The sequence below is a fragment of the Streptomyces sp. NPDC059166 genome (assembly GCF_042755185.1).
Taxonomy (GTDB): Bacteria; Actinomycetota; Actinomycetes; order Streptomycetales; family Streptomycetaceae; genus Streptomyces.
Genome location: NZ_JBHZCI010000001.1, coordinates 303323 through 321757 on the forward strand (window position 1 = coordinate 303323; position 18435 = coordinate 321757).

Annotated in this window: 10 protein-coding genes and 2 tRNA genes; 8 read left to right on the forward strand and 4 right to left on the reverse strand. The window is 73.8% G+C overall.

Going from position 1 to position 18435, the window contains the following annotated elements:
- Window positions 1-48 precede the first annotated feature (48 nt).
- Together ACFXOA_RS01365 and ACFXOA_RS01370 are read right to left on the reverse strand one after the other, a co-directional pair.
- Window positions 49-4152 carry a PAS domain-containing protein gene (locus tag ACFXOA_RS01365; RefSeq protein ID WP_385020660.1) on the reverse strand — a complete coding sequence of 1368 codons (4104 nt, stop codon included), beginning with the start codon at window positions 4150-4152 and terminating at the stop codon, window positions 49-51.
- Window positions 4153-4519: 367 nt separating this feature from the next.
- Window positions 4520-4990, reverse strand: coding sequence for an SSI family serine proteinase inhibitor (locus ACFXOA_RS01370; protein WP_385020663.1), 471 nt, complete (start codon window positions 4988-4990; stop codon window positions 4520-4522).
- A gap of 522 nt (window positions 4991-5512) precedes the next feature.
- Between ACFXOA_RS01370 and ACFXOA_RS01375 the strand changes: the two genes are divergently transcribed.
- Window positions 5513-5603, forward strand: a tRNA-Ser gene (locus tag ACFXOA_RS01375).
- 229 nt (window positions 5604-5832) lie between these two features.
- A tRNA-Arg gene (locus tag ACFXOA_RS01380) sits at window positions 5833-5905 on the forward strand.
- A 946-nt stretch (window positions 5906-6851) separates the two neighbouring features.
- Here ACFXOA_RS01380 and ACFXOA_RS01385 read toward each other — a convergent pair.
- Both ACFXOA_RS01385 and ACFXOA_RS01390 read right to left on the reverse strand, forming a co-directional pair.
- Window positions 6852-8048, reverse strand: coding sequence for an NAD(P)/FAD-dependent oxidoreductase (locus ACFXOA_RS01385; protein ID WP_385020666.1), 1197 nt, complete (start codon window positions 8046-8048; stop codon window positions 6852-6854).
- Between the two features lie 91 nt (window positions 8049-8139).
- Complete coding sequence (locus tag ACFXOA_RS01390) at window positions 8140-9084, reverse strand: RNA polymerase sigma-70 factor (protein ID WP_385020669.1); 945 nt, start codon at window positions 9082-9084, stop codon at window positions 8140-8142.
- An 862-nt stretch (window positions 9085-9946) separates the two neighbouring features.
- Between ACFXOA_RS01390 and ACFXOA_RS01395 the strand changes: the two genes are divergently transcribed.
- The 6 genes from ACFXOA_RS01395 (at window position 9947) to ACFXOA_RS01420 (ending at window position 18337) form a co-directional block, all read left to right on the forward strand.
- A complete protein-coding gene (locus ACFXOA_RS01395; RefSeq protein WP_385020672.1) occupies window positions 9947-10813 on the forward strand; it encodes a DUF2797 domain-containing protein in 867 nt (288 codons plus the stop codon).
- Window positions 10814-10860: 47 nt separating this feature from the next.
- On the forward strand, window positions 10861-11904 hold the full coding sequence (locus ACFXOA_RS01400) for an amidohydrolase family protein (RefSeq protein WP_385020675.1): 1044 nt from the start codon (window positions 10861-10863) through the stop codon (window positions 11902-11904).
- A 183-nt stretch (window positions 11905-12087) separates the two neighbouring features.
- The gene (locus ACFXOA_RS01405; RefSeq protein ID WP_385020679.1) at window positions 12088-12825 is read left to right on the forward strand and encodes a response regulator transcription factor; all 738 of its coding nucleotides are present in this window, start codon (window positions 12088-12090) and stop codon (window positions 12823-12825) included.
- 3 nt (window positions 12826-12828) lie between these two features.
- Window positions 12829-14706 (forward strand): ATP-binding protein, encoded by a 1878-nt coding sequence (locus tag ACFXOA_RS01410; protein ID WP_385020682.1) that lies wholly within the window; start codon window positions 12829-12831, stop codon window positions 14704-14706.
- A gap of 26 nt (window positions 14707-14732) precedes the next feature.
- Window positions 14733-16148 carry a glycosyltransferase gene (locus tag ACFXOA_RS01415; protein WP_385020685.1) on the forward strand — a complete coding sequence of 472 codons (1416 nt, stop codon included), beginning with the start codon at window positions 14733-14735 and terminating at the stop codon, window positions 16146-16148.
- The gene (locus ACFXOA_RS01420) at window positions 16145-18337 is read left to right on the forward strand and encodes a glycosyltransferase family 39 protein (RefSeq protein WP_385020688.1); all 2193 of its coding nucleotides are present in this window, start codon (window positions 16145-16147) and stop codon (window positions 18335-18337) included. The genes ACFXOA_RS01415 and ACFXOA_RS01420 overlap by 4 nt, the downstream gene beginning before the upstream one ends.
- Window positions 18338-18435 lie beyond the last annotated feature (98 nt).

Genomic DNA, 18435 nt, shown 5'->3' on the forward strand with positions numbered 1-18435 from the left:
GGAGCACCGCGAGTGCGGTCCTTCCGGGGCGCTCCGGCGTCCCTGCCGTCAGTTCGTCCCTATCTTCGCGAGCAGGTCCACGATCCGGGACTGCACCTCGTCGCTCGTCGAACGTTCGGCGAGGAAGAGCACCGTCTCGCCGGAGGCGAGCCTCTCGAGGTCCCCCTCCTCCATACCGGCCGAGGTGTAGACGACCAGCGGCGTGCGGTTCAGCGCGCCGTTCGCCCGCAGCCAGTCGATGACCCCGGCCCGTCGGCGGCGCACCTGCATGAGGTCCATCACCACCAGGTTCGGGCGCATCCGGGTGGCGAGTTCGACCGCGTCGCTGTCGCCGGAGGCCCGGGCCACCTGCATGCCGCGGCGCTCCAGGGTCTCCGTCAGCGCCAGCGCGATCTCCTCGTGCTCCTCGATCACCATGACCCTCGGCGGGTGCTGCTCGCTGTCACGCGGGGCCAGCGCCTTGAGGAGCACCGCCGGGTCGGCGCCGTACGCCGCCTCCCTGGTGGCCTGGCCCAGACCGGCCGTCACCAGCACCGGAACCTCCGCGGCCACGGCGGCGGTCCGCAGTGACTGCAGGGCGGTACGGGTGATCGGCCCGGTCAGCGGATCGACGAAGAGCGCGGCGGGGAACGCCGCGATCTGTGCGTCGACCTCCTCGCGGGAGTGCACGATCACCGGCCGGTAGCCGCGGTCGCTGAGCGCCTGCTGGGTGGAGACGTCCGGCGCGGGCCAGACGAGGAGCCGGCGCGGGTTGTCCAGCGGCTCCGGCGGCAGTTCGTCGTCGACGGGCTGAGGCTGGGGCCGGTTGGCCACCTCGACCGCGCCTCCGGGACCGTCCAGCGGCTCGGGCCCCTCCGCGCCCTCGTCAGGGGCCCCTATCGCGTAGGAGCGTCCCTCGGACGCCGGTGGGGAGAGCAGCCGTCCCGTGCCGGACCCCTGCACCGTGCCGCCCTGCGTGGCACCGGGCTGCGGCGGCACCGGAGCCTGCACCGGCTGAGGAGGCACGGGTGCCACGGCCGCCGACGGCGTGGGGGGTTCGGCCTCCGGCGGGGCCGCGAGCTTACGGCGCCGCCCCGCACCGCCCAGCGTCTGGTTCTGCTGGTGCGCCAGGTGCTGCGCGAAGGGCACGCCCTGGCCCAGGGTCCGCACGCTGAACGCCCGCCCCTGGGTCGAGTCCGGGGACATGGGCGCCTCCGCCGGCAGCGGCTGGCGCCGCACGTCCGGAGCGGGCGCGGGACCGGTCTCCGCCGGACGCGGCTCCGTGACGGGCGCCCGCGCTTCCGTTTCCGCCGGGTGCGGTTCCGCGGCGGGCACGGCTTCGGGTGTCCGGGCGGCGGGTACCGCGGCCGCACCCGTGGTGTGGGTGGTGCTGCCGGGAGCAGTCCACTCGTCGGCCGAGTGAGGCACGGCCGCATCGGCCTCCGCTGCCTCCGCGGCCTCGGACGTACCGCCCTGCGCCCAGTCGGGCTGCGGCGGGACGGCGGGCAGGGGCTGCCCGGGCACGGGGTGACCGGGCCTGGCCTGCTGCTCCGCCGGCTCCTGGGCGGGACGTGCCCTCCGGCGCCCGGACGGCACGGGGTGCGGCTGCGGCGGGGTGTGGTCGGCGTCCGTCACCGGTCCGACGGCGTCGTGGCGCTCTGCGGCGTCGGCCGGATGGGGTCCGGAACCCTGGGCAGGTGACTCGGCAGGCTGCTGGACGGGGGAGAGCGCCGACGCCGCCGTGGACGGGGGTGCCACCACCGGCGGACCCGGGGCCACCGGCGGGATCCGGTCCGCCGCGGCAGGCGGCAGCGCGAACGGGGTACGGGGGCCCTGCGGAGGAGCCTCCGCGGCCGCGCGCTCCTGGGCAGCCGCGAGAGCCCGTCGGGCCCGGCGCCCTCCGGGCTGCTGTGCGGGCTGCTCGTGGGTGGCCGGCTGGGACCGGCCCGGGGCCTCGGCGGAGGCGAGGGCCGGCAGCGCGCGCGGGCCGTCGCCCTGGTGTCCGGCGCGGGCGGCGGCGTTCTGCGGAACGCCCTGGGGCGGCACCGTCTGCCCGCGCTGCGGGCGGCCACCACCCTGGGCGCCCTCGGCCGCCGTCACGACGGAGCCCTGAGAGGCGGCCGGGGCCGCCGAGGGCAGCGCCAGGGCCTGCCCCGGCTGACCCGCCTCCGCCGGCACCGCGCCCGTCTCGGCGGGGCTGGGACGTCCACGCCTGCGGCCGGATCCCCCGCCCTGCTGAGGCGCGGTCAGCTCCTGCTCCCGCTGCTGCTCCTGTGCGTCCACGGGCTCGCGGCGCGCCCGGCGGCGCCCGGTCGGTTCCACGGCCTCGGGAACGGCGGTATCGGGCGTGGCCGCCGCCTCGACGGAGCTGCCCAGGAACGCGTCGGTCGACGACCTGCGCGCCCGGCGGCGCCCGCCCTGCGGGGCCGGCTGCGGGGCGGGCTCCGCCACTTCCCCGGGCGTCGCGAGCGGTTCGGGCACGACCGTCCCCGTGCCCTTCCCGAGGGGGAGTTCGAGGACGTACGCGCTGCCGCTCATCCCGGGCATCTCGTGGGTCTGGAGCACTCCGCCGTGGGCGCGCACGATGCCGCGCACGATCGGCACGTGCACCGGGTCGCCGCCGGCGAACGGCCCGCGCACCTCGATCCGTACGACGTCACCACGCTGCGCCGCGGCCACCACGACCGTGGAGTCCACATAGCCGCCGCCCGGTGCCGGGCGCGTCTTGCCGGTCGAGTCGACCCCCGCGACATCGGCGACGAGATGGGCGAGCGCCGTGACCAGCCTGCCCGCGTCCACCTCGGCCTCGATCGGCGGCGCGTGCACCGCGAACTGGGCCCGCCCGGGGCCGATCAGTTCGACCGCGCCGTCGATGCCCGCCGTCACCACCCCGTCGAGCAGCACCGGCTGCTTGACGAGTTCCTCGGTGCCGTCGTCCAGACGCTGGTAGCTCAGCACGTTGTCGACCAGCGTGGTCATACGCGCGTAGCCGGCGGCGAGATGGTGCAGGATCTGGTTGGCCTCGGGCCAGAGCTGGCCGGCCGGGTCCGCGGCGAGGTTCGAGAGTTCGCCCCGCAGCTCCTCCAGCGGCCCGCGCAGCGCCTCGCCGAGTACGGCGGTCAGCTGGGTGTGACGCGCGTCGAGGCCGGTGAGGCGGTCCGACTGCTCCTCGAGTTCCGAGGCGTACCGCTCGGTCCGGTCGGCGGACTCGGCCGCGTGCTTCTCGGTGAGCGCGGCGACCTCGGCACGGTGGTTCTCGGTGAGTTCGGCGACCTCGGCACGGTGGCTCCCGGTGAGCTCGGCGAGCTCCGAGGCGTGGCGTTCGGTCAGCTCGGACACCTTGTCGGAGTGCCGCTGCGTCAGTTCCTCGTAGGGCCTGCGGTCGGTGAACGTCATGACCGCGCCGACCAGCTGGTCCCCGTCGCGCACCGGCGCGGTCGTCAGGTCGACCGGCACCTGGGCGCCGCTCTTGGACCACAGGACCTGGCCCCGTACCCGGTGTTTGCGACCGGACCGCAGGGTGTCGGCGAGGGGCGACTCGTCGTACGGGAAGGGCTCACCCTCCGCCCGTGAGTGCAGGATCAGCGGGTGGAGCTCCTCGCCGCCGAGGTCGCTCGCGCGGAAGCCCAGGATCTGGGCGGCCGCGGGGTTGACCAGGACGACCCTGCCGTCCGTGTCGGTACCCACGACGCCCTCGGAGGCGGCGCGCAGGATCATCTCCGTCTGCCGCTGCGACCGGGCCAGCTCGGCCTCGGTGTCGACGGTGCCGGACAGATCCCTCACGACGATCATGAGCAGCTCGTCGCCGGTGTAGCTGGAGTGGATGTCGTTGTAGCCGGCCTGGCCGCTGTCCAGGGAGGCGCTGGTGACCTCGACGGGGTAGTCGGTGCCGTCGGTGCGGCGCGCGACCATCCGGGTGGGCTTGGTCCTGCCCTGCTCGTCCGCAGCATCCGGCCTTCGCATCGACCCCGGGATCAGCCTGGAGTCGAACTCCGGAAGCAGATCGAGCAGCCCGCGCCCCACGAGCGCGGTGCCCGGGGTCTCGAACATCTCGAGGGCGATGGTGTTGGCGTTGACGACCGTGCCGTTGCAGTTGACGAGCAGAAGCCCGTCCGGAAGGGCGTCGAGTATGGCTGCGAGGCGAGCAGCGCCTCGGGATGGCCTGCTGCTCACGAGACGCTTCCTCCCTGAATACCGCACCTTGCCGACAGCGGGCCCCATCCTGCCCCTCGGGCCTCAGGCTGTCACTGGAGGAGTCTAAAGGCAGGGAGCGCGTGGCGGGCGGCGGATGAGGGGGAGCTCTCACCAAGGTTCTGTGCACACGGTGTACGCCGGCGGCCTATGACGTGATGGCGAGCGCCCCCTCTGACGTGCCCGGATGCGCCCCGGCGTGGGCCCTCAGGCCCCCAGGACCGGCCCGGAAGCAGGCAGGGACGGGGCGGCCTTCCGGCCCGTACGCGCCCCCCGCGAGCGCCCTCGGAGAGGACTGAACCTCCGGCGTACGCCCCGCCGAACCGGTTACCGGGAGGGCGTCCGCGGGCTACCTCGCGGAGGGGAGGACGGGCACCAGCTTGTTCCAGCGGGAGATCTCGCAGCCGTTGGCCTGGCTGAACCGGGCGTCGACGGCCTCCCCCTGCCAGGTGCCCTGCACCCTGGCCGAGGCGGGTCCGCCCATCTGCTGGGTGCACATGGCGTTCCTGTCCGTGGCGACGAAGGGGTTCTCCCCCGACTCGGCCGCCTCGTCGAGGAGGTCGCACGCCCGCTGGGCCTCGGGGTGGGTGCCGCCCGCCGGGTTGCACTCCAGCTCGAACGTCCCGTTGGCCGACGGGTTACCGGACTCCGAGACCGTCACGGTCAGCTCGGTCCGCGCGTCCTGCGGCGCCGGCCAGTCGCCCTGGAGCACCGGGAGCGGGGGGAGCGGGACCAACGGGGCCGCGGCGGTGGCGGCGGGAGCGGCGGCGGACAGCACGGCGAGGGACGCGGCGGCGGTGAGGGTCAGGCGGCGCAGCATGCGGGGCTCCAGTCGTTCTGGCGCGCCGTGGAGCGCGCCGGTCTGCCGGGTGCGCGCCGAGTGGGGCGGCGTCCGGCACACGGGGTGACGGGGTCGGAGGGCGGAGCCCTCGTCCTCTCTAACGCTCGTCACGCCCGCACGTTGCGCAACTCATGGGGGGCCGACCGGAACGGCGTCGCGGGTGGCCCGCGCCGACACGTCCGTCGGGATGCCTCCCGGGACCGCTCCCGTGCTTCCGGGTCGTGCCCCTCCCGGGCTTCCGGTCGGGTCATCCCCGTGCTTCCGGTCGTGCCTCCGCGCGCCTCCGTCGTGCCGGCGCCGGGTGTTCACCGCCGCGCGGGCACGACGCCGGTGCCCCGTCCCGCCCGCGATGTCCCGCACCTCCCGACATCGCCCGGCCCGACACCCCTAAGCCCTTTGCCTCGCCGCCCACCTGCCTAGTACCGTGGGCGGCGATTGGTGACAGCGCGCTCGACTGTGTCATCATCTGCACGCACCACTCGCGTCCGCGCGAGGTGTGCTGGAGGCGTCGCCTAGTCCGGTCTATGGCGCCGCACTGCTAATGCGGTTTGGGTCTTAAAGCCCATCGAGGGTTCAAATCCCTCCGCCTCCGCAGCAACCCGAAGCCCCGTGCCCCAGGCACGGGGCTTCGGTCGTTCCTGAGGGCGCGCCGGGTGTCACGCCCGCGGCTCGGACAGGCTCCGAAATGGTTTTTGCCCAGGTCAGGCCGGGTCTGGCTTATGGATTTCGCGTCACGGCGCAGGTCATGTAATGTTGTTCTCGCAACGCCGACCGGGCAGAAAAAACCCGGGAAGCGGGACCGAGGCTCACGCCGAGGACACGCACTCGTAGCTTAACGGATAGAGCATCTGACTACGGATCAGAAGGTTGCAGGTTCGAATCCTGCCGAGTGCACAGCAGGCCAGAGGCCCCCAGGAAATCCTGGGGGCCTCTGGCGTTGTCCAAACAGGCAGCGAACGGAAGTACAGCAGCCGGCTCGAGGCGGCCTGGTCCCCGAGTCTGTGGACAGGGTGACCGCTCATGTCGCGGCGGCACGTGCTGCCGAGGCGACGTGTGCGGTTGGAGCGGGCTTCATGTGGTTCAGGTCTGGGGTGGCCGGCCAGGCAGCCGTGGTGCCGGCGGCTGTGGCGGGGTGTGGGCCACGGGCGGCCAGGGACTCGGGTGGCGCGGAGGGGCCGGCATCGGCGAGCACCGCGCCGGAGGCGGAGAACGCAGACCTCGATACCTCATCGGCCGGACGAGCCGCAGGGAACGGTGCTGCTCCCACGCGCGCTTCGGCGTGGTCACCCGACATGGGGCTTGCGATGCCGAGGACGCGCTGAGCGATCTTCGCGTGCGTCTCAGCCGCAAGGGGCGAACTGCCCCTGTGCCGGGCGTAGATGGTGGGTCGGGGAGCAACACGCGACGCGGCCTTCGCCGGCAGGGGGAGCCGAGCTCAGATTGTCCTCAAGACTTGCCGCTCGGTGTTCCGCGAGTGGGGTCCGGCTGCCATGGTGATCTCCACGCGGAACACGCTCGTGTGCCGCGGGCTACTGCCCCTGGGCGGCGAAGGAGACGCAGATGTTCGGATTGTTGACTCCTGGAGACATCATCGGTGTAACCGTCGGGGCTGTTGCCGCGGCGGGTGCCGCCGTCGTGGCCGTCAGCTGGTTCAGTGCAAGGAAGCGGTAGACCAGGGCAGGTCAGGCCGGTGCCGTACGCACGGAACACGCTGTGAACGCGCCGTCGAGGCGGGCGGGATCGGACAGGGCACTCGAGAGGCGGGGCTGCCCCTGTCCGTGCCGCAGCGCGGGAGCAGCACCCCGGGTGGGTGCTGCTCCCGGGACGGGGCGGCGGCCGGTCAGGCCGATGCCGGAGCGGCCTGGGTCTCCTCGGGCCGCGGCTCCATGACGGGGCGTCGGCGGGCCAGCCGTCCGAGGGTCGGGTTGGCGACGCCCCAGGCGGCTCCCTTGCAGACGACCTCCTTGTAGAGGGCGGCGACGCGGCCGGTCACGGCGGCGCTCACCGCCCGGTCGTCGGCCGTGACGTACTGGATCAGGCCTTCCCTGCGGCCGAGCGAGATGCACTGGTTGAAGTAGCGGGCCGCGGTGGTGGGAAGCTTCCCGCCGGTCAGGCGGGCGGCGATGGCGTCGGCCGCCTGCCACGCGGTGGGGACTCCGGAGGCGCACGACATCCGCAGCGGCTTGTCGCCGGGGCCCATGGCCAGGGCGGCGTCGCCGACGGCGTACACCTCCGGGTGCGAGACCGAGCGCATGGTCGGGTCGACGACGATCTGGCCGGTGTCGGCGATCTCCAGGGTGGTGGCCCTCGCGATCGGGTGGACCGCGAAGCCCGTGGTCCAGACGGTGACCTCGGCAGGCAGGTCCGCCCCCTCCGCGGTGGTCACACGGTCGGCCTCGACTCCGGTGACGGCGGTGTGTTCGTGCGTGGTGATGCCGAGCCTGCCGCAGACCTTCCGTACGTGGGCCCGGCCCTTGGGCGAGAGCCAGTCGCCGAGTCCGCCCCGCGCGGCGAGGGCTACGTCGAGTTCCGGGCGGGCCTCGGCGATCTCGGTCGCGGCCTCCAGCCCGGTGAGCCCGCCACCGACGACGACCACGCGCTGCCCGGCCTCCAGTCCGGCCAGTCGGTCGCGGAGCCTGAGTGCCCCGGGCCGTCCGGCGATGTCGTACGCGTGCTCGGCGGCGCCGGGGACGCCGCCGGTGTCCCAGCCGCTGCCGAGGGCGTAGACGAGGGTGTCGTAGGACAGTTCCTCGGAGCCGTCGGCTCCGGTGACCGCGACGGTCCTGCGGTCGACGTCCACGCCGGTGACCCGCGCGAGCTTCAGGCGGACGCCCGTCCCCGCGAACATCGCGGCGAAGGGCCGGGGGGTGAGGTCCTGCCCGGCCGCCAGCTGGTGCAGGCGGACGCGTTCGACGAAGTCGGGTTCGGCGTCGACGAGGGTGAGGGAGACGTCCTCGCGGCGCAGTCGCCTGGCGAGGCGGCCGGCGGCGATGGCTCCGGTGTATCCGGCGCCCAGGACGACGATGCGGTGCTTCATGAGCCTGCTCCTGTCTCGCGGGGTTCACCTCCTGAACAGGACGGCCCGGCGATTGCTGACAGGCGCGGAGGTGATCCGCGTCACAAGGTGGTCAGAACATGAGGAGCAGCGGTTCTCCGTGGTCGGTTGCCGCCCAGCGCTCGGTCGCGCGTTCGAGCTTGTCGGGGTTGACCTGGCTGCGGAAGGCGGCGATACCGTCCCCGGTGATCTCCAGGCACATGACGGCGATGACCCGGCCCTCGACGACCACCACGAGCGCGGAGGTGTTGTTGGCGGTGGACGCGTAGATCTCGGGTGAGCCGCCGGTGATGGCGCGTTTGGCACTGCTGGGCTTGAACATGCCGCGCATGAACGTGGCGACGGCGCGGGCGCCCTCGAAGGCCTTGGCGCGGGCCGGCACCTTTCCTCCTCCGTCGCCGATCGCGACGGCGTCGTCGGTGAGGAGGCGTACGAGCGGTTCGGTCCGGCCGCTGGTGGCGGCGGTCAGGAATTCGTCGACGATCCGGCGCGCGGCCGCGTGGTCGATCTCCGCCCGGGCCCTGCCCTCGGCGAGTCGCTTCTTCGCCCGGTGGAAGATCTGCTGGGCGGCGGCCTCGCTGATGTCGAGGACCTCGGCCGTCCGGCGGTGCGGGTAGTCGAAGGCCTCCCGCAGCACGTACGCCACACGCTCCTTGGGGGAGAGGCGTTCCATCAGGGTGAGGACCGCGTACGAGACGGATTCGCGCTGCTCGGCCGTGTCGGCGGGGCCGAGCATCGGGTCCCCGGCGAGCAGGGGTTCGGGCAGCCACTGGCCGACGTAGGTCTCGCGCCGTGCGCGGGCCGAGGTCAGCTGGTTCAGGCAGAGGTTGGTGAGCACCTTGGTGAGCCAGGCCTCGGGGACCTCGACGCGGCTGACGTCGGCCGCCTGCCAGCGCAGGAACGTGTCCTGCACGGCGTCCTCGGCGTCGCTCGCGGAGCCGAGGAGGCGGTAGGCGATGGCCTGCAGGCGAGGCCTGGCGGCCTCGAATCTGTCCACGTCGTCCATCGTCAGCGCCATGGCCCGGATTCTAGGGGCTCCCCTCTCGCGCGGGGGGTCTTCGTGCGGCTTCGGAGGCGGTGCATCGCACGTCGCAGCGGCGTCCGGGGACCGGATGTGTACGGGACCCCCCGGCAACCCGGGCCCCCCGGCAACCCGGGGATCCCGCCGGCTGTCCGCGAGTCCGGCGGGCGCGCGACGCCGGGCGCGGCTCCCCGTGGGTGTTCGGGCGCGGGGACGGGGGTGCGGTCGCGGTCACCTCACGGGCGTTCCCCGGGTGTTCCGCGGGCGCGGAGGATTCGGCCGGGTGTCCGCACGGCCCGGGCCCCCTGCTTCCCGGCACGACCCGTTCCCTCGCCGGGTCGTGCCGGGGGCCTCGGCGTGTGGTGCGGACCGAGGCCGGTCAGGCGGGCCACGTACCTGCCGCGCCGCCCCGGTGAGGGGCCGGCGGTACGAGTACGCGCGCGGGTTCCGTGAGCTGGGCTCACCGGCTCCCGCCGAGGCGTCGTACGGCGGGTACGAGGGCAGTGTGAACCGTCAGCGGCGTGGTTGGAGGCGGTTTCTAGAAAACGGCTCTAGAAAGTTCGTCCGCAGGCAGTCCGGCCGCCCCCGGGGCGGGGGCCCCGGCGCCTCCTTGGGAGGGACCCTCCCGCTCGCTCCCTTAGGGTCGTCCCGGGGCCGACGGGCCGCCCGAACCGGTGCGCGCCGACGCCGTACACCGTCGGTGCACGCAGCACGCAGCACGCAGCACGCAGCACGCGGCACGCGGCACGCCGCCCGCACCGGACCCGCCGCCGAGGAGGAGACCAGCGATGTGCCCGCACCCGCCCGTGCACGCCACGACCGCGGAGGTCCCGGCGTGACCGGCTGGAGGTGCACCGGGATGAGCTGGCCGCGTCATGGGGCGCCCGTGCTCGGCTGGGCGCGGGACGGCGGGGCGGGGCCCGGCCGGGTGAGCGTCCTGGCGTACGGCAAGGAGCTCGGCTTCCGGGCCTCGGGCGAGCGGCACTGCGTGGGGGCACGCGGCAACCCGTGCCCGCTCGCGGCCGTGGTGCCTGCACGGAGCGCGGGGGCGCGCTGCGTGGAGTGCGCGCGGCTGGACCGGGCGCACTCGGTGGCCGCCGACACGATGGCCGACGATCCGCGCCCCTACCGCGTCTATCTGGCCTGGTTCGGGCCGGGGCTGGTCAAGGTCGGGATCACGAGGGAGGCCCGGGACGCGGCCCGGCTCCGGGAGCAGGGGGCCGTGGTCTTCAGCTGGCTGGGTCGCGGGCCTCTGATGGCCGCGCGGCGCACCGAGGAACTGCTGCGCAGCGCCTTCGGGGTGCCCGACCGGATCCCGTACGCCCGCAAGCGCGCGGTGCGCGGCGGGCTGCCCGGCGAGGCGGACCGTGCCCGTGAGGTCGAGGAGCTGTACGGGCGGGCGGTGGCGCTGGAGGGCGCGGGGTGGCCCGAAGCGCTGGAACGTCTTCCGTTCGAGGCGGTCGACCACACGGAGGTGTTCGGGCTCGCCGCCGTGGGAGCGGCGGCCCGGGTGGTCGACGGGCTGGCGGACGGCGGGGTGGTGGCCGGACGGCTCGTCGCGGCGGCCGGACCCGACCTCCATCTGGAGACCGCAGGTGAGGGGCAGTTCGTCCTGGACACCAGGCTCGTGACCGGATGGGAGCTGACAGCTGCCGACGCGCGGTCGGTCAGCGGTGTGCCCCTCGTGGCGACGGGGGGCGGTGGAGTGCAGGACGAGCTGTTCTGAGATCGTCACCGGGATCGTTCCCGAGACGTGAGAGACGGGTGGGACGGATGTGCACCGGTGACCACTACGGCGGCGACGAGGTGCGGAGCACCGGCGGGCGCCGCCCAGGCGGAGACCGGGAGGCCGGCGGCCGCGGTCGGCAGGGTGCGCCGGCCGACGGCCTCGGCCCTCACACCGGCGTCGACCGGGACACCCGCCACACCGGCGTCGACCGGGACACCCGCCACGACCGTGACGAGGTGCTGCGCTTCCAGGAGCGGCTCGGACTGCCCGGGCTCATCGACGTACACACGCACTTCATGCCGGAGCGGGTGCTCAGCAAGGTGTGGGCGTACTTCGACTCGGCGGGGCCGCTGACCGGGCTGGAGTGGCCGATCACCTACCGGCGGGACGAGGACGAACGGCTCGCGCTGCTCCGCTCGTTCGGGGTGCTCCGGTTCACCTCGATGCTCTACCCGCACAAGCCCGGCATGGCCGCCTGGCTGAACGGCTGGGCGGCCGGATTCGCGGACCGGGTGCCGGACTGCCTGCACACCGCGACCTTCTTCCCGGAGGAGGGCGCGGAGCGCTATGTGCGCGAGGCGGTGGAAGCGGGTGCGCGGGTCTTCAAGTCGCACCTCCAGGTGGGCGCCTACGACCCGAACGATCCTCTGCTGGACCGCGTGTGGGGGCTGCTGGACGAGGCGGGCGTCCCGGTCGTGACGCACTGCGGATCAGGTCCGGCACCCGGGGCCTTCACGGGGCCGGGGCCGATGGGCCGGCTGCTCTCACGCCATCCCCGCCTGCGGCTGGTCGTCGCGCACATGGGGATGCCGGAGTACGCGGAGTTCCTGGACCTGGCTCTGCGGTATCCCGAGGTGCGGCTGGACACGACCATGGCGTTCACCGACTTCACCGAGGACTTCATGCCCTTCCCGGCCTCGGAGCGCGGGCGCCTCTCCGACCTCGGCGACCGGATCCTGCTGGGTACGGACTTCCCGAACATCCCGTACCCGTACGCCCACCAGCTGCACGCCCTGGAGCGGCTGGGGCTGGGGGACGACTGGCTGCGAGCGGTCTGCCACGGGAACGCCCACAAGCTCTTCCCCTGAGGGCGCGCGCGGGCGGCGTTCCCGGCGGTCTCGCGCGGTACGTCGCGGAGCCGCCTCCCGCGGGTGCGGCCGCGTGCGCCGGGCAGTCACCTGTGGGCGTGAGGCGCCCGCGCGGGGCGTTTTCTCAGGAGATTCACAGGGAGGCGAAAGCTGTCTCTCACGGCCGTCTCACAGCCTTGAACCATGATGACGACCTCGCCCCAGGGGCGTACCGAACTGCTCAGGCCGGACCGTAACCCCGTCCGCGTGCTCGTCGTGGACGACGAGGCACCACTGGCCGAGCTGCTCTCCATGGCCCTGCGGTACGAGGGGTGGGAGGTGCGCAGCGCGGGCGACGGCGCGGGTGCCCTCCGCACCGCGCGCGACTTCCGGCCGGACGCCGTCGTCCTGGACGTGATGCTCCCGGACATGGACGGGCTCGCCGTGCTCGGCCGGCTGCGGCGTGAACTCTCCGACGTACCCGTGCTGTTCCTCACGGCGAAGGACTCGGTCGAGGACCGGATCGCGGGGCTCACCGCGGGTGGCGACGACTACGTCACCAAGCCGTTCAGCCTGGAGGAGGTCGTGGCCCGGCTGCGCGGGCTGATCCGCCGTTCGGGCACGGCGTCGGTGCGGAGCGAGTCGACACTCGTCGTGGGGGACCTGGCGCTGGACGAGGACAGCCACGAGGTGAGCCGGGGCGGCGATTCGATCCACCTCACGGCGACCGAGTTCGAACTGCTGCGTTTCCTGATGCGCAATCCCCGCCGGGTGCTGAGCAAGGCGCAGATACTGGACCGGGTCTGGAACTACGACTTCGGCGGCCAGGCGAACGTCGTCGAGCTCTACATCTCCTACCTCCGCAAGAAGATCGACGCGGGGCGCAGCCCGATGATCCACACCCGGCGCGGGGCGGGATATCTCATCAAGCCGGGTGAGTAGCGCATGACCGGGAGGAGGGCACGCCGGCCCTGGACGCTGCGGACCCGGCTCGTCGTGTACGCGGTGACGCTCATCGCCGTCGTCGCGGCCGTGATCGGTTCGGTGACGGCCATCGCGTTCCAGAGCTACATGTACGGAAAGCTGGACGGTCAGCTGCGTGACCTCTCCAAGAGGGTTTCGGGGCCGTTGCCCGGCGGCAAGGGAGTCCCCTCACCCGGGGGCTTCGGGAACGACGACCCGCTCGACTTCATAGGGATGGGCGGTGAGCCCTTCAAGACGGTCGGCGCGGTCTCCGTGGACGGTGCCGTCACCCTTTCGAAGGTGCTGAAGGACGGGGGGCCCGGGGTACGGCCGACGTCGGAGCAGCTCACCGACGCGCAGGAGGGTGCGCTGGAGGCGAGCGGGGTCACGGTGGGCGGTGAGGCGCGCGACGTCGATCTGCCCGGGCTCGGCGGGTACCGTGTCGAGGCGGTCGAGGCGCGCGACGGCACCACGGTGCTGGTGGGGATCCCCACCGCGGAGGTGTCCGGGGCGGTCAACACCCTCATCCTCGTCGAGGTGTGTGTCACCGGGGCCGGGCTGATCGCGGCGGGCATCGCCGGTGCCGCCATGGTGGGGGTCGCCCTGCGACCGCTGCGCCGGGTGGCCGCGACGGCCACCCGGGTGTCCGAACTGCCGCTGCACAGCGGCGAGGTGGCCCTGCTCGAACGCGTCCCGGAGGCCGAGGCGGATCCGAGGACCGAGGTGGGACAGGTCGGCGCCGCCCTCAACAGGATGCTGGGGCACGTCGGTTCGGCTCTCGACGCCCGCCAGAAGAGCGAGACGAGGGTGCGCCAGTTCGTCGCGGACGCCAGCCACGAACTGCGCACCCCGCTGGCCTCGATCCGGGGCTACGCCGAGCTGACGCGGCGCGGCCGCGAGCAAGCGGGGCCCGACACCCGGCACGCGCTGGGCCGGATCGAGTCCGAGGCGGAGCGGATGACCGGCATGGTCGAGGACCTGCTGCTGCTGGCCCGCCTCGACGCCGGACGGCCGCTCTCCCTGGAGAGCACCGATCTCTCGCCGCTCGTCATCGACGCGGTGAGCGACGCCCGCGCGGCGGACCGCCCGTCCGGCGGCGGCACCGGGGCCGCCCACCACTGGAGGCTGGAGCTGCCCGAGCTGCCGGCGACGGTGTCGGCCGATCCGACCAGGATCCAGCAGGTCCTGGTCAACCTGCTGGCCAACGCACGTACGCACACACCGCCGGGGACGACCGTCACGGTCCGGGTGCGTGAGGCGCGTGGCCCGGTGCCCTGGGTGACGCTGGAGGTCCAGGACGACGGGCCGGGCATCCCGCCCGCGCTGCAACCGCGGGTCTTCGAGCGGTTCGCGCGGGGCGACGCGTCGCGTTCCCGCCACGCGGGGTCCACGGGGCTCGGTCTGGCCATCGTGCAGGCCGTCGTCGCCGCCCACGGGGGCCGTGCAGAGGTGCGGTCCACGCCCGGGAACACCGTCTTCGCGGTCCATCTGCCGGCCGACGCGGTGTACCCGGGAGCCGGGGCGCGGCACGGCGCGGCCCACGGGCCGGGGGGCGGGCCCGGTGTGCCGTACGGCGCCGGGGGTGGGCGCGGTAGTGCGGTGTACGGCCCCGGGGGCGTCTCCGCCGTGCCGCCGGCGGGTGACCCGTTCGCCGCCGGTCACTCCCCGGGCGCGGGGACGGCGCCGTACGGGCCGGGCGCGGGGACGGCGCCGTACGGGCCGGGCGCGGGCACGCCGTCGCCCCGGGCGGGTGAGGGCGCGGGCTCGGCGCCGCAACGGCCCGGTGTGGCCGCGGGGCAGGTCCCCGACGGCTCCCGGGCGCACTCACAGGCGGAGCACAGGCTCAGCACACGGCCGTGACAGGGCGGTTGGCGAGTGTCTGTGTCATGCGAACCGACACTCCCTGGAGCACCCTGCCGGCCCGGGAACACCTCCTGGCCGCGGCGGTCGGCGCTGCCGGCGCTCCCGTACCCGTACTCGATGTGGTCGTCCCCGTGTACAACGAGGAGAAGGATCTCGAAACGTGTGTGCTGCGCCTGCACGACCATCTGGCGCGGACGTTCCCCTACGGCTTCCGGATCACCGTGGCGGACAACGCGAGCACCGACCGCACGCCCCAGGTGGCCGCGCGCCTCGCCGACCTCATCCCCGAGGTCAGGTCGTACCGGCTGGAGGAGAAGGGCCGGGGCCGCGCGCTGCGGACCGTCTGGTCCCACTCCGACGCCCCGGTCCTCGCCTACATGGACGTCGATCTCTCGACCGACCTGAACGCCCTGCTGCCGCTGGTCGCCCCGCTGATCTCCGGTCACTCGGACCTGGCCATCGGGTCGCGTCTGGCGCGTAGTTCGCGGGTGGTGCGGGGGTCCAAGCGGGAGTTCATCTCGCGGGCGTACAACCTGATCCTGCGGTCCTCGCTGGCCGCCGGGTTCAGTGACGCGCAGTGCGGCTTCAAGGCCATACGGCGGGAGGTCGCGGAGCGGCTGCTGCCGATGGTGGAGGACACCGGCTGGTTCTTCGACACGGAGATGCTGGTCCTCGCCGAGCGCGCCGGGCTGCGCATCCACGAGGTGCCCGTCGACTGGATCGACGACCCCGACTCCACGGTCCACATCGTGAGGACCGCGACCGAGGACCTCAAGGGGGTGTGGCGGGTGGGCAGGGCTCTGGCCACCGGGGCGCTGCCGCTGGACCGGCTGGGCCGGCCCTTCGGGGACGACCCGCGCGACCGGGCCGTACCCGGGGTGCCGCGCGGTCTCGCCAGGCAACTGGTCGGCTTCTGCGTCGTCGGCGCGCTCTCCACGCTCGTCTACCTCGGCCTGTACTCCGCCTTCCGGCTGGGCGCGGGCCCGCAGTTCGCCAACGCGGCGGCGCTCCTGGTCTCCGCCGTGGCCAACACCGCGGCCAACCGGAGACTCACCTTCGGGGTACGGGGCCGGGGCGGGGCCGTGCGCCACCAGGCGCAGGGGCTCGTCGTCTTCGCGATCGGTCTGGCCCTCACCAGCGGTTCGCTGGCAGCCCTGGGCACGGCGTCCGGAGCGGCGTCGCACACCACGGAGGTCGCCGTGCTGATCGCGGCCAACCTCGCGGCGACCGTGCTGCGTTTCCTGCTCCTTCGCGCCTGGGTCTTCCCCGACCGCCGTACCGGCCGGCAGGGCGCCGGGGAGGGCGCTGCCGACGGCGTGGACGCGCCGGGCGTCCCTGCGCCCGTGAGCCGGGGCGCGACGTACGACGTGGCCGCCGCACACGAGGCGTCCGCGGCCCTCGAAGCCCATGACACGACCGAACTGAGGAACATCCGATGACCGCGGCCACCCACTCCGCTCCTGTCCAGCGCCCACCGGGCGCGGCGCACGCCGCCGGCGCGAAGGCGGCGCTCCCCCGGCGAATCCTCCGGGGCAGGCCCGAGGACCCGCGCTGGGCGAGGCCCGCCCTGCTCGGCCTGCTGCTCGCCGTCGCGCTGGCCTACCTGTGGAACCTCAGCGCCTCCGGCTATGCCAACTCCTTCTACTCCGCGGCCGTGCAGGCAGGCAGCCGGAGCTGGAAGGCGTTCTTCTTCGGCTCGCTGGACGCGGTCAACGCGATCACCGTCGACAAGCCCCCGGCGACCCTCTGGCCCATGGCCCTGTCGGTCCGGATCTTCGGTCTGAGCTCCTGGGCGATCCTCGTGCCCCAGGTGCTGATGGGCGTCGCGACGGCCGGGGTGCTGTACGCGGCCGTACGTCGCCGTTTCAGCGCCGCCGCTGGGCTGATCACGGTGGCCGTCCTCGCGCTGACCCCGGTCGCCGCGCTGATGTTCCGCTTCAACAACCCGGACGCGCTGCTCGCGCTGCTGATGGCCGTCACCGTCCTGTGCCTGCTGCGCGCGCTGGAGGCAGGCCGGACCAAGTGGCTGGTGTGGGCGGGCGTCGCGGTGGGGCTCGCGTTCCTCTCGAAGACGCTGCAGGCGTTCCTCATCCTGCCGCCGCTCGCCGTGCTGTACGCGGTGTGCGCGCCGGTCTCAGTCCGGAAACGGTTCGGCCAACTCGGCCTGGCGGCACTGGCGATGGTCGTGTCGGGCGGATGGTGGGTGGCGATCGTCGAGCTGTGGCCCGCGTCCTCGCGGCCGTACATCGGCGGTTCGCAGAACAACTCCTTCCTCGAGCTGACCTTCGGCTACAACGGTCTCGGCCGGATCAACGGTGAGGAGACCGGCAGCGTCGGTGGCGGTGGCGGAGGCGGCCAGGGCGGCGGCTGGGGTGAGACCGGCATCGGCCGGATGTTCAACTCCGAGATCGGCGGCCAGATCTCCTGGCTGCTGCCCACGGCCCTGATCCTGCTGGCCGCCGGCCTCTGGCTGACCCGGAGGGCGAAGCGGACCGACACCGCACGGGCGGCGTTCCTCGCCTGGGGCGGCTCACTGCTGATGACGGCCCTCGTCTTCAGCTTCATGGCCGGCATCTTCCACCAGTACTACACGGTGGCCCTGGCCCCCTACATCGCGGCGCTCGTCGGCATGGGCGCCACGGTGCTGTGGGAGGAGCGGGGCAACCGGTGGGCGGGTGCCACGCTCGCCGTGACCGTCGCCGTGACGGCCGTCTGGTCGTACGTCCTGCTGGGGCGCACCCCGGACCACCTGCCCTGGCTGCGCTGGGCCGTCCTGATCGGCGGACTCCTGGGGGCCGCCGGGCTGCTGTTCGCGGCACGGCTCGGGCGGGCCCTCGCGGTGGGCGCGGTCGGTCTGAGCCTCGCGGCCTCCCTGGCCGGCCCGACGGCGTACACGATCAGCACGCTGAACACCGGGCACCAGGGCTCGATCGTCACCGCCGGCCCGTCCGGCGCGAGCACGGGTGGTCCGGGAGGTGGTCCCGGCGGCGGCCGTGGCGGCGGTCCCGGCGGCGGGGGGATGCAGCCTCCCGGCCAGGGCACCCGGCAGGGCGGTCAGGCCCAGGGGACAGGGCAGGGCGGTCGGACCCAGGGCGGTCAGCCGGGCGGCGGCCAGGGAACCCAGCAGGGCGGCGGCTTCCCCGGCGGCGGGATGCCGGGCCAGGCGCCGGGACAGGGCCAGGCTCCGGGCGGGCGGCAGGGCGGCGGGATGCCCGGCGGCATGCCCGGTGAGGGCGGCATGGGCGGCGGTGGCATGGGCGGCCTGCTCAACGGTGCCACGGTCGACTCCGAGGCCGAGGCGCTGCTGGCGCAGAACGCGGACGCCTACACATGGGCCGCGGCGGCCATCGGTTCGCAGAACGCCGCGAGCTACCAACTCGCCACCGGTGACCCCGTGATGGCGATCGGCGGATTCAACGGCAGCGACCCTTCCCCGACGCTCGCCCGGTTCAAGGAGTACGTGGACGACGGAGAGATCCACTACTTCATCTCCGGTGGCATGGGCGGGGGCGGAGCGGGCGGCGGCCAGGGCACCTCGTCCCAGATCTCGTCCTGGGTGGAGGAGAACTTCACCGAGGTCACGGCGGGCGGCGCGACCTTCTACGACCTCACGAAGCCGAAGAGCTGAACACCCCTGCGGGGACGGGAAGGGGGGGGGGGGGCCCCGCCGCGGGGCCCCGGGCCCCCCCCCGCCACGCCACCCAGCCCCCCAAAAACAAAAAAGAG

What these genes read in the sequence shown, in the direction of transcription:
- ACFXOA_RS01370 (WP_385020663.1), bottom strand. Translation starts at nt 4,990, where the DNA reads ATGCTGCGCCGCCTGACCCTCACCGCCGCCGCGTCCCTCGCCGTGCTG.
- ACFXOA_RS01385 (WP_385020666.1), bottom strand. Translation starts at nt 8,048, where the DNA reads ATGAAGCACCGCATCGTCGTCCTGGGCGCCGGATACACCGGAGCCATC.
- ACFXOA_RS01390 (WP_385020669.1), bottom strand. Translation starts at nt 9,084, where the DNA reads ATGGCGCTGACGATGGACGACGTGGACAGATTCGAGGCCGCCAGGCCT.
- ACFXOA_RS01395 (WP_385020672.1), top strand. Translation starts at nt 9,947, where the DNA reads ATGAGCTGGCCGCGTCATGGGGCGCCCGTGCTCGGCTGGGCGCGGGAC.
- ACFXOA_RS01400 (WP_385020675.1), top strand. Translation starts at nt 10,861, where the DNA reads ATGTGCACCGGTGACCACTACGGCGGCGACGAGGTGCGGAGCACCGGC.
- ACFXOA_RS01405 (WP_385020679.1), top strand. Translation starts at nt 12,088, where the DNA reads ATGATGACGACCTCGCCCCAGGGGCGTACCGAACTGCTCAGGCCGGAC.
- ACFXOA_RS01410 (WP_385020682.1), top strand. Translation starts at nt 12,829, where the DNA reads ATGACCGGGAGGAGGGCACGCCGGCCCTGGACGCTGCGGACCCGGCTC.
- ACFXOA_RS01415 (WP_385020685.1), top strand. Translation starts at nt 14,733, where the DNA reads ATGCGAACCGACACTCCCTGGAGCACCCTGCCGGCCCGGGAACACCTC.
- ACFXOA_RS01420 (WP_385020688.1), top strand. Translation starts at nt 16,145, where the DNA reads ATGACCGCGGCCACCCACTCCGCTCCTGTCCAGCGCCCACCGGGCGCG.